Annotated in this window: 12 protein-coding genes; 2 read left to right on the top strand and 10 right to left on the bottom strand. The window is 66.6% G+C overall.

Translation table 11 applies throughout. The features are described 5' to 3' along the window. Positions 1–44 precede the first annotated feature (44 nt). The 10 genes from ABIB14_RS01270 to ABIB14_RS01225 all read right to left on the bottom strand — a co-directional run bounded on the left by ABIB14_RS01270 (position 45) and on the right by ABIB14_RS01225 (position 14,772). Entirely contained in the window at positions 45–662 is a 618-nt protein-coding gene (locus ABIB14_RS01270) for a hypothetical protein (protein WP_354233482.1), read from the bottom strand. Between the two features lie 280 nt (positions 663–942). Then, positions 943–2,502, bottom strand: coding sequence for a methionine--tRNA ligase (gene metG / locus ABIB14_RS01265; protein WP_354233481.1), 1,560 nt, complete (start codon positions 2,500–2,502; stop codon positions 943–945). A gap of 61 nt (positions 2,503–2,563) precedes the next feature. Further along, positions 2,564–3,286: an ABC transporter ATP-binding protein gene (locus tag ABIB14_RS01260; RefSeq protein ID WP_502909575.1), complete on the bottom strand. Its 723-nt coding sequence runs from the start codon at positions 3,284–3,286 to the stop codon at positions 2,564–2,566. 38 nt (positions 3,287–3,324) lie between these two features. Beyond that, positions 3,325–6,114: an FtsX-like permease family protein gene (locus ABIB14_RS01255; RefSeq protein ID WP_354233479.1), complete on the bottom strand. Its 2,790-nt coding sequence runs from the start codon at positions 6,112–6,114 to the stop codon at positions 3,325–3,327. 202 nt (positions 6,115–6,316) lie between these two features. Then, positions 6,317–7,924, bottom strand: a complete 1,608-nt coding sequence (gene serA / locus ABIB14_RS01250) for a phosphoglycerate dehydrogenase (protein WP_354233478.1) — start codon at positions 7,922–7,924, stop codon at positions 6,317–6,319. Between the two features lie 132 nt (positions 7,925–8,056). Continuing rightward, positions 8,057–9,082 (bottom strand): ketol-acid reductoisomerase, encoded by a 1,026-nt coding sequence (gene ilvC / locus ABIB14_RS01245; RefSeq protein WP_354233477.1) that lies wholly within the window; start codon positions 9,080–9,082, stop codon positions 8,057–8,059. A gap of 67 nt (positions 9,083–9,149) precedes the next feature. After that, positions 9,150–9,662, bottom strand: a complete 513-nt coding sequence (gene ilvN / locus ABIB14_RS01240) for an acetolactate synthase small subunit (protein ID WP_354233475.1) — start codon at positions 9,660–9,662, stop codon at positions 9,150–9,152. A 2-nt stretch (positions 9,663–9,664) separates the two neighbouring features. Further along, positions 9,665–11,563, bottom strand: a complete 1,899-nt coding sequence (locus ABIB14_RS01235) for an acetolactate synthase large subunit (RefSeq protein WP_354233474.1) — start codon at positions 11,561–11,563, stop codon at positions 9,665–9,667. 410 nt (positions 11,564–11,973) lie between these two features. Further along, positions 11,974–13,695 carry a dihydroxy-acid dehydratase gene (gene ilvD / locus ABIB14_RS01230; RefSeq protein ID WP_354233472.1) on the bottom strand — a complete coding sequence of 574 codons (1,722 nt, stop codon included), beginning with the start codon at positions 13,693–13,695 and terminating at the stop codon, positions 11,974–11,976. Positions 13,696–13,833: 138 nt separating this feature from the next. Beyond that, positions 13,834–14,772, bottom strand: coding sequence for a LysR family transcriptional regulator (locus ABIB14_RS01225; protein ID WP_354233470.1), 939 nt, complete (start codon positions 14,770–14,772; stop codon positions 13,834–13,836). A gap of 104 nt (positions 14,773–14,876) precedes the next feature. On the opposite strand from ABIB14_RS01225, the gene ABIB14_RS01220 reads away from it, so the two are divergent. Beyond that, positions 14,877–15,878, top strand: a complete 1,002-nt coding sequence (locus ABIB14_RS01220) for a sunset domain-containing protein (RefSeq protein ID WP_354233468.1) — start codon at positions 14,877–14,879, stop codon at positions 15,876–15,878. 2 nt (positions 15,879–15,880) lie between these two features. Continuing rightward, positions 15,881–16,975 carry a PQQ-dependent sugar dehydrogenase gene (locus tag ABIB14_RS01215; RefSeq protein WP_354233466.1) on the top strand — a complete coding sequence of 365 codons (1,095 nt, stop codon included), beginning with the start codon at positions 15,881–15,883 and terminating at the stop codon, positions 16,973–16,975. Positions 16,976–17,046 lie beyond the last annotated feature (71 nt).

Genomic DNA, 17,046 nt, shown 5'->3' with positions numbered 1-17,046 from the left:
GGTGTGCGGGCCGGTGACGCAGTGGCGGCCGGCCCGCGAATCCCCTAGCTGTCAGAGTTTGCGCCCCGGGCCCTGCCCCGCCAGAGAACCGTTGCAGTCCCTGCCGTAAAGAGTCCCGTCAGCACGGAGAGCCACAGCGGAAGACCGGCATCCGGATTCCCGCCGGGGTTCCCACCCGCCGCCGTCTGGACGTTGAAACCCACGTTGACCACCCGTGCGGGAGCGGGTACTGCCTTGGGCATTGCCTTGGCGGCTCCGGCCGGCGGCGTCACCGGCTTCTCAACCGGCGGCGTCACCGGCTTCTCAACCGGCGGCGTCACCGGCTTCTCAACCGGCGGCGTCACCGGCTTCTCAACCGGCGGCGTGACCGGCTTCTCAACCGGCGGCGTCACCGGCTCCTCGCACTCGTCAGAATTGTCCGGTTTGTCCCACTTATCCGGTTTGTCCCACTTGCCTGTGCCGTCCCCGCCAGGCTTCGACTGATACTCATGAGTCGGGTTCTCCCCGTAGTGGATAACGGCAGAGTGGCCGAGGTAAGGAGTAGTAGTCGGGCCGGCGGTGTGAGATGCCGTGTCATTGCCCGATGGTGCGGCGCTTGCTGTTCCTGCGGTTCCCAGCAGGGCCAGTCCTAGGATCCCCACCGTTGCGATAGTTCGTCTCATCTTTGGTCGCTCCATCAAGAGTCGATTTCCGACCTGACTTCACCGCGTGGAGTAGCCCTTGGGGCCAAAACGGGCCGTTCGAGGCCTTTGGCAGCGAGGATGAGTGATGACAGTTACTCCCCAGCAGATTTGTCAGTCCGCTAACGCTGTCAGGCTAGGCGGGGTGGCAGCCCCTGTCCCGGGTAGCGACTGCCCGCTTTGAGCGCGGACCTACGCGTTCTCGCAGGTCAACTACTTGGGTCCGGGCGTCCGCGAGTGTGGAATGGGAGCAAGAGGACGGTTACGCCTCCGCGGGGTCCTCGTACTTCGGGAACACCGGCGCTGGGGCGGGAAGGACCGTCCCGGCTTCGATCGGGGTGCCCAGGGCCGCAAAGTCGCGGGCTTCACCTTCCGGCTGGCCCAGACTGTCCAGGATGGCTCCGGCCGCGGTCGGCATCACCGGCTGCGCCAGGATCGCGACGGTGCGGAGCACCTCAAGGGTGACGTACAGGACTGTGTTCATGCGTTCGACGTCAGTCTTCCGCAACACCCACGGCGCCTGCGCGGCGAAGTACGCGTTGGTGTCGCCCAGGACGTTCCAGATCACTTCGAGCGCGCGGCTGAACTCCTGCTTTTCGAACGCCGCGCGGGCGATCTCCAGCAGCCCTTTGGCCTGACCCAACAGCGCGGCGTCCTCGGCGCTGAAGCCGGCCGGGACGGGAACCGTGCCCTCGCAGTTCTTGGCTACCATGGACAGGGAGCGCTGCGCGAGGTTGCCGAAGTTGTTCGCCAGGTCCGAGTTCATCCGGCCGACAATCGCATCGTGGCTGTAGCTGCCGTCGGCGCCGAAGGGCACCTCGCGCAGGAGGAAGAAACGGACCTGGTCCAGCCCGTACTGTGCCACGAAGTCCGCCGGGGCCACCACGTTGCCCAGCGACTTGGACATCTTGACGCCGTTGTTCTGCAGGAAGCCGTGGATCATGACGCGCTTAGGCAGCTCCAGTCCGGCGCTCATCAGGAACGCCGGCCAGTAGATGGCGTGGAACCGGGAAATGTCCTTGCCGATCACGTGGACATCCGCGGGCCAGAATTTCTTGAACGACTCGGACTCCAAATCCGGGTAACCGACGCCGGTGAGGTAGTTGGTCAGCGCATCGACCCAGACGTACATCACGTGCTGGTCGTTGCCGGGAACGGGGACGCCCCAGTCGAAGCTGGTCCGGCTGATGGACAGGTCCTCCAGGCCGCCGCGGACGAAGCTGATGACCTCGTTGAAGCGGTACTGCGGGGCACCGAATTCGGGGTGGTCCTGGTACATGGCCAGCAGTTTGTCCTGGTAGGCGGAGAGCCTGAAGAAATAGCTCTCCTCCGCCGTCCAGGTCACTTCGGTGTCCGATTCCCGCGAGTAGCGGACGCCGTCGTCCTTCACCACCGTCTCGTCCTCGACGTAGTATGCCTCGTCGCGGACCGAGTACCAGCCTTCGTACTTGGACAGGTAGATGTCGCCGTTGGCTTCCATCTTCTGCCAGATGGCCTGCGATGCCGCGTAGTGGTCGGCATCCGTTGTGCGGATGAACCGGTCATAGGAGATCCCCAGCGCCGCGTGGGTGGCCCGGTAGATTTCCGCGTTACGGTCCACCAGTTCCTTGGGCGTAATACTTTCCTTCTCCGCCGCCTGGGCGACCTTCATGCCGTGCTCGTCGGTGCCGGTCAGGAAGAAGACGTCGTAGCCGTCCAGCCGTTTGAAGCGGGCCATCGCATCGGTGGCAATGTACTCATAGGCGTGCCCGATGTGCGGCACACCGTTGGGGTACGTGATGGCCGTGGTGATGTAGAACGGGGTTTTGGCTGAAGACGACACTCTTGAATTTACCTTTTTCTGATGCGGTGCGGACCGGCGGACGGGGACGCTGCCCCCAAACCTAGATCAGCTCGGTCACGGTATCGCTCAGACGGACCAGTTCGTGGTCGTGCGAAGCGACCAGGACGGCGATGCCGTCCGACGTCGTGTCCTTGAGGATGCTGATGATGCGGTTGGCCGAGGTGCGGTCCAGGCTGGCGGTGGGCTCGTCCACCACCAGCACCCGGGTGCCGAGGATGAGGGCGCGGGCAATCGCGACCCGTTGGCGTTCGCCGCCGGAGAGCTGCGCGGGGCGGTGGCGCATCCGCCGGCCCAGGCCTACCAGGTCCAGCAGGTCCTTGGCCATGTCGCGGCGCTGTTCGACCTCGCCGTCGGGCACGGCCGGCAGCAGCACGTTTTCGAGCGCGCTCATTCCGTCGATCAGGGCGCCGCCCTGGTCGACGTAGCCGATCAGAGCGCGGCGGCGGTCGGCGATTTCATCGTCGCCCATGGTTTCGAGCGAGTCGCCTTCCCAGAACACCCGGCCCGACGTCGGCAGGGTCAGGCCCGCGCCGACGGTCAGGATGCTGGTCTTGCCCGAGCCGGAGCGGCCGGCGACACAGTGCATTTCGCCGGCGTGCAGCGTCATGTTGAAGTCATCGACCACGTTCACGGCCTCCGCGCCGCCCTTGCCGCCGCCGTAATGGATCGTGATGTTGCTCAGTTCCAGCGGCGTGGCGTGGTCGGTGGCCTTCACGATCGTGTTGGCGCGCGTCTGGTGGCCGGCCCCGGTGCTCGCCGGCATCCGGTTCCGGGCCGCCCTGGTCTGGTTCAGCTCGTTAGTCATTGGACCACTTTCGTTGCAATGGGAATCCAGCAAAGTACTGCCACGAGTCCGGCGATTCCGGCCCAGAGTGCGGCGTAGGGGGCGAGGAGCAATCCGATGCCAAGGGCACCCAGGACACCCAGCGGCAGTGCGATGGTCCCCACCATGGCGTTTTCGAAGAAGCGGACCTGGCCGAGCATGTCCGGGTTCCAGCCCATGGCCTGCAGGGTACCCAGGTACTCGCGCTTGGCCCCCAGCTCGAAACGGCCGGTGACCATGGTCAGCAGCAGCCCCACAGCGACGCCGGACAGGGCCAGGATGAGGCTCGGCAGGGCGATGCTGGCCGCGGCCAGCCCGCTCAGTGCGCTGGCGCCGGCGGCCCGCGGGATGTCGATCAGCAGCGCGGCGAGCCCGCCAACCGCCGCGCCGAAGACGCCGACGGCTATGGCCAGCGAACCGGTGTTGAACTTATTGGTGCTCAGCTGCCGGCTGGCGAAAGTCAGCGGCGAGTCAACCGGGATGAGACGCTCATCGTGCTGCGGCTCCTGGTCGATGATCTCGCGGTGCCTCAGCTGCTGCGCGGCGAAGTACGCGGCGCCGCAGTAGAGGACCAGAACCGCGGCGGAGACGATCGCGGTGGCGGCGTTCCAGCTGATCAGGCTCAAGGCGATCCCGGCGACCGCCAGCAGCGCCGCCCCGACGCCGAACTCGGCCAGCACCCAGGACCGGACCTTGCGTTGCGTCCAGCCCATGGCCCGGAGGGTGCCGGCCTCGCGCCGGCGCTTGCGGACGTAGCTGACGGTGGCGGCGCCGGTGAGCAGGGCGGCACCGCACAGGGTCAGGAAGAGCAGCGTGAGGTTGGTGCCGGTCAGCGAGCCGGAAACCGCGGTGGCGGCGTCCTGGCGGACCCATGACTGCTGCACGGTGCCCAGCGGAGACTCCTTGCCGGCGTCGTCCTTGGAGTAGCCGGGCACGAAGATGCTGGCATCTTGACGGGCGGAGCCGGCAACAACGGTGGCCTGCAGCCCCATGTCGCGGATCTCGTTGGCGAGCTTCTCGACGTCCGGCTGGGCCTGCTTCCAGTTACCGTCGACGTTGGCGCGGACCCGCACGGCGTCGATCACGGAGGCGTTGTTCTGGTAGCCGCGGGCAGCGGCCAGGCCGTAGTAGTCGGTGATAGCGCCGGCCGACTGGCTGACCAGTCCGGTGCCGCTGAGCGAGGGCTTGAGCACGGTCGGCCCGACGTCCTTGCCGGCGGCGTCCTTGGTCAGGGTGAATGGGGTCGGGTCGTAGCCACCCAGCGGGAGCCGGTTGACGTCGCCGGCTGCCTCCTGGACCTTGGCCGGGTCGAAGGTGCCGTAGACCATGGCCAGCGGCGTGGCCGGCTTTTTGCCGGTCGCAAGGTTGTCGCGGTACGACCGCTCGTCGACCGGTGTGCGCTGCGTCTGGTCGACGGGGGCGCCGTTGACGCCCTTCTCCGGCAGCCTGTTGACTGTGATCCAGTCGCCCGGGGTCGCGGACTTTTCGACGGCGCCGTTGCCGGCGGTCTTGCCGTCCCCGTACTTGGGCGCGGCGGCGAAGTCGGTGCTCCACGTCGCGGGGTTGTAGAGACCCTGTCCGAAGCTGCTGGTGTCCCCCATTAGCCCGGAGAGGTCTTTGGAGCCGGGCCACGCTAGCGCGAACGGCGACTTGGACACGAACGGCAGGTAATCCTTGTCCAGCGACCGCGAGACGGTGCCAACGTCCTTGGTGACGTTGCCGGCGGCGTCGATTTCTTCGATCTTGACCGAGTACTTAAGGTCCAGGGAAGTGCCGGCACGGACGATCAGCGGAATCGCCTGCGAATCGGCGGTCAGCTGGCCGGCCCGCTTGGCCTGCTGGTACTGGGTCATCAGCGGGGCCCAGTACTTCAGCTTGACGCCGAGGAAGTCGGGGCCTTCCTTGAGCTGGGCCATGCTGATGCCGTTGGTGAAGAGACTCTCAAAGTGGCTGCCGATCGCGCTGGCGCTGCGCGCATCGGCGGGCGGCGCCTTCTCCAGGGGTGCGAGGAAGTCCCCGGCACCGCCCAGCAGGGCGCGCTCCGAGACCGGGTCGACGGCGACGACGGACTCGGTCACCTGCGGGGCGGTGGGCAGCGAGACGGAGAGGTTGAAGAGATTGTGCTCGGAGCCGCCAGCCGGGGCCGGGAACTTAATCCCGGTCTCCCCTGCCGGACCCGCGATCCGCACGTTCTTGCCGCCGGCCACCTGTTCCTCGACGAGTTTGGCTTTGCCGAGAGTGCCTTCGGCGGTGGTCTTGAACAGAGTCTGTTCGGAGGAGCCATCCGAGCTGACGGCACTGGCGGTGAGCCGGTACTTCTTGGGGGTGCCGCTCAGGACGGACTCGGCGGCGGGCCACTTGGACGGATCTGTCGCGGTGGGGTCACCGGCGGTGCCGGCGAGGCCTGCGTTGTAACCGAGGTAATCGGTGGCCTCGAGACGCGGGGACTGAAGGTTCTGGGAGACCCGGGAGACCAGGCTGATCGGGGCCGCGACGGAGGTGCCGGAGAGCTTGCGGATCGCGTCAAGCTGCCCGAAGCTGATACCGCCCTGCCCGGACGCGATTTCCGGCTGCATGAGGCCGCCGTTGTCGTTGGTCTTGGCCTGGACCAGGACGTCATAGAGCCCGCGGGAGTTCTGGTCGACGGTCCGGTTCAGCGCTGCCTGCGACTGGCCCTGCACCAAAACGGAAAGGCACATGGCTGCGATCAAAATGGACGCGGTCAGCAAAAGCACTCTGCTTCTGATGAACCTTTGGACGGCGTTCATTGGGCTCCTGAAAGCTGGATTGCGTGCGCACACCGCTGTTCATTCCGCGCGGAAGTAACGGCGTCCGCGGGTGGGTGTGCAAAAGTAAAGGCCGGTCTGCCGGCCGGATCCGAAATTTCGGACCTAGCCATTGTACCCAGACCGGCCGCACGTTCGTGGCCGCCTGCGGTGGTGCTGCCGCCGCAGGCGGGCCATCGTGAACTTAGTCCGTGAGGTCGACCTCGCGCACCATGTCGGCGCCGATTCCGGCCTTGATCGCGTCCAGCACCTGCTGCGGGACGGAGCTGTCGATGGTCAGGAGTGCGAGCACCTGACCGCCCTCATCCCGCCGCGCCACCTGCATGCCGGCGATGTTGATGTTGTTCATGCCGAGGATGTGGCCGATCGTGCCGATCACGCCCGGGCGGTCCGAGTACTCCACCACCACCAGGTGCTCGCTGATCGGGATTTCCACCTCGAAGCCGTTGATACCGACGAGCTTCTGGACCTGCTTGGGCCCGGTCAGGGTTCCGGCCACCGAGATCTGGGCGCCGTCGCTCAGGGCACCGCGAAGGGTCAGGACGTTGCGGTAGGACTCTGTGTCCGGTGTCGTGATGAGCCGGACGTTGATGCCGCGCTGCTCTGCGATCACGGGCGCGTTGACGTAGGAGACCTGCTCTGTCACGACGTCGGCGAAGATGCCCTTGAGCGCGGCCAACTCGAGGACCTTGACATCGAGTGAGGAGATCTCGCCGGCCACTTCCACGTCGAACTGGGTGAGCGAGGCGTGGGTCATCGCGGTAAAGATCCGCCCCAGCTTCTCAATCAGCGCGATGCCGGGGCGCACCTCCGGGGCAATGACACCGCCGGCTACGTTCACGGCGTCGGGCACCAGCTCGCCGGCCAGCGCCTGGCGGACGGACCTGGCGACGGAAACGCCAGCCTTTTCCTGGGCCTCGTCGGTGGAGGCGCCCAGGTGCGGGGTGACCACGACGTTGTCGAGCCTGAAGAACGGCAGGTCGGTGCTGGGCTCCTTCACGAAGACGTCGACGCCGGCGCCGGCAATCTCGCGGGACTCCAGCGCGGCGTAAAGTGCTTCCTCGTCCAGTAGCCCGCCGCGGGCGACGTTGACAACGTAGGCGCTGCTCTTCATCTTCTTGAAGGCTTCCGCGCCGAGCATGCCGACGGTCTCAGGCGTCTTGGGCATATGGATGGTGATGAAGTCCGACTGGGCCAGGAGCTCGTCCAGGGTCACCAGCTGCACGCCGAGCTGGGCGGCGCGGGCGGAGGTGACGTAGGGGTCGTACGCAAGGATCTTGGTGTCGAAGCCCTTGAGCCGGGCCGCGACGAGGGCGCCGATCCGGCCAAGTCCGATGATGCCGATCTTCTTCTCGAACAGTTCCGTGCCGGTGTACTTGGAGCGCTTCCACTCGCCGTCCTTGAGCGCGGCGGAGGCCTGCGGGATGTGCCGGGCGAGGCTGAGGATGTGTCCGACGGTGAGTTCGGCGGCGGAGACGATGTTCGACGTCGGGGCGTTGACCACCATGACGCCTGCCTGCGTAGCGGCCTTGATGTCCACGTTGTCCAGCCCCACGCCGGCGCGGGCGATCACCTTGAGGTTTTTGGCGGCCGCGATGGCCTCGGCGTCCACCTGGGTGGCGGACCGGATCAGGATCGCGTCGACGTCGGCGATCGCGGAGAGCAACTGGGAACGGTCGGCGCCGTCGGTCTGGCGGATTTCAAAGTCCGGGCCGAGGGCCTCGACTGTGGCGGGCGAAAGTTCCTCAGCGAGGAGTACGACAGGTTTGGTGCTTGTCACCGGTGACCTCATTAGCTCTCTTGTAATTCAGGTGGGGATTTTAGAACGTTAGGTGGTGGACGGCGGTGTCCTCTCGGCTGCTGCGCTGGTTCCTCACGCAACAACGCAGCCGTCAAGGACCCCGCCGCCCACCACCGCCGGGATCTAGCGGGCTACGGAGCCTTCGGTGTAGTCGTCTTCGTTCTTGATCCAGGAGAAGAGCTTGCGCAGGTCGCGGCCGGTGGCCTCGATCGGGTGGTCCTCGCCCTTCTTGCGCAGGGCCTTGAACTCGGGGGCGCCCGCGTCCTGGTCGTCGATGAAGCGCTTGGCGAAGGTTCCGTCCTGGATGTCCTTGAGGACGGCCTTCATGTTTTCCTTCACCTCGGGGGTGATGACGCGGGGGCCGGAGACATAGTCACCGTACTCCGCGGTGTCCGAAACGCTCCAGCGCTGCTTGGCGATGCCGCCCTCGACCATCAGGTCGACAATGAGCTTAAGCTCGTGCAGCACCTCGAAGTAGGCGACCTCGGGCTTGTAGCCGGCTTCGGTCAGGGTCTCGAAGCCGTACATGATCAGCTGCGAGGCTCCGCCGCAGAGGACGGCCTGCTCGCCGAAGAGGTCCGTTTCGGTCTCTTCGGTGAAGGTGGTCTCGATGACGCCGGCGCGGGTGCCGCCGATTGCCTTGGCGTAGGACAGGGCCAGTTCCTTCGCCTTGCCGGACGGGTTCTGCTCGACGGCAATCAGGTCCGGCACGCCGCGGCCGGCTTCGAATTCGCGCCGCACGATGTGGCCCGGTCCCTTGGGGGCGACGAGGGCGACGTCGACGTCGGCCGGCGGCTTGATGTAGCCGTAGCGGATGTTGAAGCCGTGGCCGAAGAACAGCGCGTCGCCAGCCTGCAGGTTCGGGGCGATGTCCTCGGCGTAGACGTGGCGCTGGACCTGGTCCGGGGTGAGGACCATGATGAGGTCCGCTTCGGCGACGGCGTCGGCGACGTTGAGGACCCGCAGTCCCTCGGCCTCGGCCTTGGCCCGGGACTTGGAGTCCGCCTTCAGGCCGACGCGGACGTCAACACCGGAATCGCGCAGGCTAAGGGCGTGGGCGTGGCCCTGGGAGCCGTAACCGATGACGGCAACGGTGCGGCCCTGGATGATCGACAGGTCGGCGTCGTCGTCGTAGAACATTTCAGTCACTGGGGGTGTCTCCTTATGAGTGGATTCTGTGGTGCTGTCTAGGGAAAATTCGGAGGTGGTGGAACTCTTAGGCCGAGCGCAGGGCCCGGTCGCTCATGGAGCGGGACCCGCGGCCGACGGCCAGGGTTCCGGACTGCACGATTTCGCGGACGCCGAAGGGCTCCAGCACCGAAAGCAGTGCCTTGAGCTTGTCGGGGTGCCCCGTGGCCTCGATGACCACCGACTCTGTGGAGACGTCGACCACCGAGGCGCGGAACAGGTCGGCCGCCTGGGTTACCTGCAACCGGGTTGCGGCATCCGCCCGTACCTTGACCAGGATGTGGTCGCGCTGCACGGAAGATTCGGGGGTGAGCTCGACGATTTTGATCACGTTGACCAGCTTGTTCAGCTGCTTGGTGACCTGTTCGATGAGCTCGCCGTCGGCGTCGACGACGACCGTCATCCGGGAGATGCCCGGAATCTCGGTCGGGCCGACGGCCAGGGAGTTGATGTTGAAGGCGCGGCGGGCGAAGAGGCTGGCGACGCGGGTCAGCACACCGGGCTTGTCTTCGACCAGAACGGAGAGTGTGTGGCGGGTCATGTTCAGTCCTCTTCTTCCCAGTCCGGGGTCAGGTTGCGGGCAACCTGGATCTGGTCGTTGCTGACTCCGGCGGGGACCATCGGCCACACCATGGAGTTGGGGCTCACGACGAAGTCGATGACCACGGGTCGGTCGTTGATCGCCAGGGCCTGCTGGATGGTGGCGTCGATGTCCTCGTCGCGTTCGCAGCGGAAAGCGGCGCAGCCGTAGGCGTCCGCGAGCTTGACGAAATCCGGGATACGGACGGTGTCGTGGCCGGTGTTGAGGTCGGTGTTGGAGTAGCGGCCCTCGTAGAACAGGGTCTGCCACTGCCGCACCATGCCCAGTGAGGAGTTGTTGATGATGGCAACCTTGATCGGGATCTTATTAATCGCGCAGGTGGCCAACTCCTGGTTGGTCATCTGGAAGCAGCCGTCACCGTCGATCGCCCAGACCACACGGTCCGGCTCCCCCACCTTGGCGCCCATGGCGGCCGGAACTGCGTAGCCCATGGTGCCGGCGCCGCCGGAGTTCAGCCAGGCGTGCGGGCGTTCGTACTTGATGAACTGCGAGGCCCACATCTGGTGCTGGCCGACGCCGGCAACGTAAATCCCCTCGGGGCCGGTCAGGGCACCGATCCGTTCGATCACCCGCTGCGGGGCAATGAGGCCGTCCTCGGGTTCGGTCCAGCCGAGCGGGTAAGTCTCCTTGAGGTTGTTCAGGAAGGCCCACCAGTTAGTCAGGTCCGGGGTGCCGGAGGTTTCGAATGCCAGGCGCACAGCGTCGCTGAGCTCGGGGATGATCTCCTTGACCGAGCCCACGATCGGCACGTCGGCCGTCCGGTTCTTGGAGATTTCGGCCGGATCGATATCCGCGTGGATGACCTTGGCGTGCGGGGCAAAGGACTTCAGGATGCCGGTGACCCGGTCATCGAAGCGCGCGCCGAGGGTGATCAGCAAATCGGACTGCTGGAGCGCGGTCACGGCGGACACCGCGCCGTGCATGCCGGGCATGCCGACGTGCTGCGGGTGGGAGTCCGGGAAGACGCCGCGGGCCGTCAGCGTGGTGACCACGGGCGCGCCGGTGAGTTCGGCCAGTGCCAGTAGTTCCGCTGCCGCGTGGGCCTTGACCGAACCGCCGCCGACATACAGCACCGGCTTGTGGGCGTCCGCGATCAGCCGGGCAGCCTCACGGACCTGCTTGCTGTGGCCGCGGACCACCGGCCGGTAGCCGGGAAGGTCGATTTTGGGCGGCCAGGAGAATGTCATCTGGCCCTGCTGGGCGTCCTTGGCCACGTCCACCAGGACGGGGCCGGGCCGGCCGGTCGAGGCAAGGTGGAATGCCTCAGCCATGACTTGCGGGATGTCGTTGGGATCGGTGACCAGGAAGGAGTGCTTGGTGATCGGCATGGTGATGCCGACGATGTCCGCCTCCTGGAAGGCATCGGTGCCGATGACTCCGCTGGCGACCTGCCCGGTGATGGCCACCATCGGCACGGAGTCCATGTGGGCATCCATGATGGCGGTAACGAGGTTGGTGGCACCGGGGCCCGAGGTGGCGATGCAGACGCCAACCCGACCGGTGACCATGGCATAGCCTTGCGCGGCGTGGCCGGCTCCCTGTTCGTGACGGACCAGAATGTGGTTCATTTTGGAGGCCATCAAGGGGTCATAGGTGGGCAGGATTGCGCCACCGGGCAAACCGAAAATGTCCTGGACGCCGAGTTCCTCGAGCGCACGGACGATTGCTTGCGAGCCGGTCATCACCGTCGGGGGTACGACGTTGTTCGGCCCAAGGACGGGAGAGGCAGCAGCATGCTCGACGCCGGCGTCTGCCGGGCGTTCGACGCGTTCCGGAGCCTTGTGGGCTCCAGCGGACTTTGTGGCCATCAGCGAGGGGCTGATCGGCGATCCTTTGCTCATCGGACTCTTCCTTTGGTGGATCTTCTGTGATCGTGGAACTGCTGGGGAAACCGCGGTGTTGGGTGCTGCTGGTAATGCAGGAAACAAAAAAACCCCTCAGCCGTAGGGCTCTTCGAGGGGTTGCGCGTGACGGATCGTTACCAGTCGGGCTAGTCAGCCACGCGCTTGGTAAGGACGACGGCGACGCCGGCAATAACGATCTCGATCATGCGTTCAGTTTTCCCTCTGAGTGAGACACGTGTCAACGAGGTTGCCGCCTGTCTCACTATATGGACTCCATTGTCCACGGGTTGATCCTCCCCCGGATCTCCGGCGCAAGCGCCGTCCGCCGGGGGCCCCTCGGGTCAGCCCTTATTAAGCCCTGCCGCCTCCAGCGGCTATATCACCGCCGGAGGCCAACAAGATGGCGTTTAGCCGCAGTACGCGCCGGTTGAGGCGCTGTGCACGAGCTTGGCGTACTTGGCGAGCACGCCCTTGGTGAACTTGGCCGGCAGCGGCTCCCAGCCCACCTTGCGGGACTCGAGTTCGGCGTCGTCCACCAGCAGGTCGAACGTGCGGGCGGCGATGTCCACGCGGATCCGGTCGCCGTCCTTGACGAAGGCGATGGGGCCGCCGTCGGCCGCTTCCGGGGCGACATGGCCGATGCACAGTCCGGTGGTGCCGCCGGAGAAGCGGCCGTCGGTGAGCAGCAGGACATCCTTGCCGAGGCCGGCACCCTTGATGGCGCCCGTGATGGCAAGCATTTCGCGCATGCCCGGTCCGCCCTTGGGCCCCTCGTAGCGGATGACGACGACGTCGCCGGCCTTGATCTGGGCATTGTTGAGTGCGTCCAGAGCGCCCTGTTCGCGCTCGAACACGCGGGCGTTGCCCTCGAAGACGTCGGCGTCGAAGCCGGCCGTCTTCACAACGGCGCCTTCCGGCGCCATCGAACCGTGCAGGATCGTGATGCCGCCCGTCTTATGGATGGGGTTGTCCATGGCGCGCAGGACCTTGCCGTCGGGATCCGGCGGGTTGATCGCGGCGAGGTTTTCGGCCACGGTCTTGCCGGTGACGGTGAGGCAGTCGCCGTGGATCAGGCCGGCGTCGAGCAGGGCCTTCATGATGACCGGCACGCCGCCGATCTTGTCGACGTCGGTCATGACATAGCGGCCGAACGGCTTGAGGTCGCCCAGGTGCGGGATCTTGTCGCCGATCCGGTTGAAGTCCTCCAGGCTGAGGTCGACTTCCGCTTCGCGGGCGATGGCCAACAGGTGCAGCACTGCGTTGGTGGAGCCGCCGAAGGCCATGGTGACGGCGATGGCGTTCTCGAAGGCCTTCTTCGTCAGGATGTCGCGGGCCGTGATGCCGAGGCGGAGGAGGTTGACGACGGCCTCGCCGGACTTGTGCGCAAAGACGTCTCGGCGGCGGTCCGCGGAGGGGGGAGCGGCGGAGCCGGGCAGGGACATGCCCAGTGCCTCGCCAATGCAGGCCATGGTGTTGGCCGTGTACATCCCGCCACAGGCACCTTCGCCCGGGCAGATGGCTTTTTCAATGCGGTCCAGGTCCCCGCGGCTCATCTTGCCGGCGGCGCAGGCGCCCACGGCTTCGAAGGCGTCGATCAGGGTGACTTCCTTTTCGGAGCCGTCCTCGAGCTTGACCCAGCCAGGCATGATCGAGCCGGCATAGAGGAAGACCGAAGCCAGGTCCAGCCGGGCAGCTGCCATCAGCATGCCGGGCAGGGACTTGTCGCAGCCGGCCAGCAGCACCGAGCCGTCGATGCGCTCGGCTTGCATCACGGTTTCCACCGAGTCGGCGATGACCTCGCGGGACACCAGGGAGAAGTGCATGCCCTCGTGGCCCATGGAGATGCCGTCGGAGACGGAGATGGTGCCGAACTGCATCGGGAAGCCGCCGCCGGCGAAGACGCCTTCCTTGGCGCCCTGGGCGAGCCTGTTCAGGGAAAGGTTGCAGGGAGTGATTTCGTTCCAGGAGCTCGCCACGCCAATCTGCGGTTTGGCGAAGTCGTCGTCGCCCATGCCGACCGCCCGGAGCATTCCGCGCGACGGTGCGGCATGGATGCCATCGGTGACGACCCGGCTGCGGGGCTTGATGTCCGGCTTGGTGTCTGCTGCTGTTTGGGTGTCCTGACTCATGGCTCAAAGTCTAGGGCCCCGCCGGCAGGCGCCACGAGCCGGCTCGGCTCATTAAGCCCAAAATAGGGAATATTTCATCCAAATAGTGGACATCCGTCTCACTCCTTGGACTTTCCGGCCCCCGATCCGGTTCTGCGGTCAGCCGCTGTGAGGCGTGTCACGACGTTCGGAGGCTTCGGCGACTCCCCGGGCCTCAGCCTTGAGCATGCCGAGCACCTGCTGGATGGTGGTCCGGGCGGCGACTTCGGGACGGACCAGTGCCACGATGCTTCGGCTGGCTTTCACGCCGCGGAGCGGGCGCAGCACGAAGCCGCTCCCCTGATTTTTGAGCGCGGTGTAACGCGGCAACAGGCTGAGCCCGTGCCCGGCGCTGACCAGCGCTTCCAGGACACGCAGGTCCGGGAAGAGCTGCGCCCGCAGGGCCGGAGCGCCGGCCTGCGTTTCGATCTGGCGCAGCACGGCGTCGAAGGGGAAGCCGTCGGGCACACCCATCCAGGGGAATCCCACAAGGTCTGCGGCGCTGAGCGTGGCCTTGCCCGCCAGTGCGTGGGCAGCCGGGACCGCCACGTCCAACGGCTCGTCCAGCAAGGGGATCACCAAGAGGTCCTGCCGGGCGAATACTTCGGGCCCGTCGACGCTGTGCGCCAGGACAATGTCGTAGTCCGCGGCCAGGGCGGCAAAGCCGGCGACGCCGGGATCCTCGAAGTGCGCCTCGAAGCGGAGCCCGTCGATCTCCTTGACGCGGTGTAACAGCCCCGGCAGGAACATCTCCGCGGAACTGGGAAAGAAAGCCGCCTTGATCTGGGTTTGCCGGCCGAGCCGGTAGGTGTCGATGGTCGCTTCGGCGCGGGCCATGGCGGTGGACACGTCGGCGGCAGCGCCGGCCATCGCCAGCCCTGCCTCGGTCAGCCGGACTCCCCGGCCCGACTTTTCGACGAGGACCACGCCCAGTTCTTCCTGCAGGGTCTTGAGCTGTTGCGACACGGCCGACGGCGTCACCCGCAGGGCCTCGGCGGTAGCCCCCACGGTTCCGCGGTCCGCCAGTTCGCGAAGAATCCGCAGTCTCTTGACATCCATGAAGCGAGGCTACAGGGGCGCGTGGGGAACTATGGACAGCCGCGAGTGGCCGGACGTAACGTCAAGCATCGGCAACCCTGCCGCTTGGACAGAAGGATTCGGCCATGGATTGGATTATCTGGCTCATCGTGATCGTGGTGATTGTCGGCATCGTGTGGTGGCTGCTGAACCGCAACAATTCCCGCGGTGGCGCTGGAACGTCGACATCCACCGGGTCGGGGTCCGACGCCGCACCGCTGGCTTCTGCAAGCCGGGAAAAGCACGACGGCGCACTTTCCGGCGGGAACGCCGCAGCGTCAGCCGTCGCGGCCGCGACGACAGGGATCCCGTCCGCGGCCGGCTTCGGCAATGCCGAGCCGGTTCCACCAACCACCGCCGAGGAACGCGCGGCCGACGACGCAGTTGCCGCAGCGCCCGACATCGCGCATCCGGGCAGCGTGCCCGGCGGGAGTTCTGCTGTGGAAAATACGCCCCAAAGCGGCCCCGAATGGGAGACCCAGTGGTCGGAAACGCCGCCGGTCGAGCCGCAGGCCACCACGCACCACGACGTTCCCCGCGGGGCGCACGCCGCACACCCGGCCGACGGGGGCCAGTCCGCGGGGATGGAAGCCACCGTAGGCACTGCCACCGCACCGGCGGACGCAGCCCCGTTGCCCGACATGGAAGCACCCGCGTCTGAGACCCTGCCTGCATCCGCGGCCGAGCCGGCGCACCCGTCCGCGGAACACGCCCCGCTGCACCACCCCGAGTACACCGCCCCGCACGCCCCCACCCTTCCCGGTGCGGAATCCGCGGCGGCCGAAGCGGCGGAGCCAGAGACGGCGCAGTCCGCATCCTCGGTGGCAGCCTCCGAGGGCATCGCGAGCCATACCGCGGCGCCGGCCGGGCATCTGGCCGTGGAGCAGCCGTACGGCGAGGGGTCTGCGGCTCCGGCCACCGATGGCAGCGGGCCGGAGGGTTTCTCCGTCAAGGGAGAGGCCTCGTCGATGATCTACCACGATGAGACCAGCCCGTCGTATGAGGACACCCGTGCTGAGGTCTGGTTCCTTTCCCCGGCCCATGCCGAGGCTGCGGGCTTCCGCCCGCCCCGCCGTTCACGGCTGTAACCATGCCTCGGCGGTCGCCGCTGCGGGCCGCCTGGGCTGCCGCTGCGGCGGCCCTATCCCTGGCAGCGGCGGCCTGCACCACTAATCCCGTTCCCGTCCCCTCCGACGGCACCAGCCCAGCCGGTCCGGAGGCGCCGACGGTTGCTGCCCGCATAGATGCCGGGCTGACGCTGCCATGGTCGACGGTCTTCCTGCCGGACGGCGCTGCCCTCATCTCGGAACGGGACAGTGCGCTGCTGAAAGTTGTGCCGCCGGGCGGCAGCGGCCCGGCGGCCACGGTGGGCAAGGTACCTGACGTTGTCCCAGGCGGAGAAGGCGGCCTTTTGGGGCTGGCGCTGTCCCCGGACTTCGCGTCAGACCGGTTCCTGTACGCCTATTTCACCGCACAGGCCGACAACCGGATTGCCCGCTTTCGGCTTGACGACAGGGGCGGGAGGCCGGTCCTGGGAGCGCCGGACGTGATCTTCACCGGGATCCCCAAGGCCTCTACGCACAACGGCGGCCGAATACGCTTCGGCCCGGACGGCTTCCTCTACGTCGGTACCGGCGATTCCCAGCGCCGCGACCAGCCGCAGGACCGGAACGCCCTGGGCGGCAAAATTCTCCGCCTGACCCCCGAGGGGAAACCCGCGCCCGGCAATCCCTTCGGCCACAACCCTGTTTACAGCCTGGGGCACCGGAACGTCCAGGGACTCGATTGGGACCGCGCGGGGCGGCTGTGGGCGAGCGAATTCGGCCCGGACGTAGACGACGAACTCAACCTGATCGTCCCCGGCGGCAACTACGGCTGGCCGATGGTGACGGGCGCGCCGCACCGCGAGGGATTCCTGGACGCCAAGGTGGTGTGGCCGTCGACGGCGGAGTCGTCGCCCAGCGGCCTCCAGATTGTTGGTGACACGGCTTACCTCGGGGCACTTCGGGGCCAGCGCCTGTGGGTAGTTCCACTACGTGGCGATTTTGCCGGCGATCCTGTTGCCTATTTCACCGGCGAGTACGGCCGTATCCGTGACGTCTCGCGCGCGCCGGACGGCCGCCTGTGGGCCCTGAGCAACAACCAGAACCCCGATTTTGTGCTTGTTTTGAGCCTCCGCCGGTAGCGCCACCGGAGCACTCGGGGCTGATTTCACACTCCGGCCAAACTCGTGTAGAGTTTCATGTCGTTGCGGAG

The organism is Arthrobacter sp. UYEF3, from assembly GCF_040546245.1.
Taxonomy (GTDB): Bacteria; Actinomycetota; Actinomycetes; order Actinomycetales; family Micrococcaceae; genus Arthrobacter.
This window is presented reverse-complemented; position numbering and strand designations above follow the sequence as displayed.

What these genes read in the sequence shown, in the direction of transcription:
- ABIB14_RS01270 (WP_354233482.1), bottom strand. Translation starts at nt 662, where the DNA reads ATGAGACGAACTATCGCAACGGTGGGGATCCTAGGACTGGCCCTGCTG.
- ABIB14_RS01260 (WP_502909575.1), bottom strand. Translation starts at nt 3,286, where the DNA reads ATGCCGGCGAGCACCGGGGCCGGCCACCAGACGCGCGCCAACACGATC.
- ABIB14_RS01255 (WP_354233479.1), bottom strand. Translation starts at nt 6,114, where the DNA reads ATGAACGCCGTCCAAAGGTTCATCAGAAGCAGAGTGCTTTTGCTGACC.
- serA (WP_354233478.1), bottom strand. Translation starts at nt 7,924, where the DNA reads ATGAGGTCACCGGTGACAAGCACCAAACCTGTCGTACTCCTCGCTGAG.
- ilvN (WP_354233475.1), bottom strand. Translation starts at nt 9,662, where the DNA reads ATGACCCGCCACACACTCTCCGTTCTGGTCGAAGACAAGCCCGGTGTG.
- ABIB14_RS01235 (WP_354233474.1), bottom strand. Translation starts at nt 11,563, where the DNA reads ATGAGCAAAGGATCGCCGATCAGCCCCTCGCTGATGGCCACAAAGTCC.
- ilvD (WP_354233472.1), bottom strand. Translation starts at nt 13,695, where the DNA reads ATGAGTCAGGACACCCAAACAGCAGCAGACACCAAGCCGGACATCAAG.
- ABIB14_RS01225 (WP_354233470.1), bottom strand. Translation starts at nt 14,772, where the DNA reads ATGGATGTCAAGAGACTGCGGATTCTTCGCGAACTGGCGGACCGCGGA.
- ABIB14_RS01220 (WP_354233468.1), top strand. Translation starts at nt 14,877, where the DNA reads ATGGATTGGATTATCTGGCTCATCGTGATCGTGGTGATTGTCGGCATC.
- ABIB14_RS01215 (WP_354233466.1), top strand. Translation starts at nt 15,881, where the DNA reads ATGCCTCGGCGGTCGCCGCTGCGGGCCGCCTGGGCTGCCGCTGCGGCG.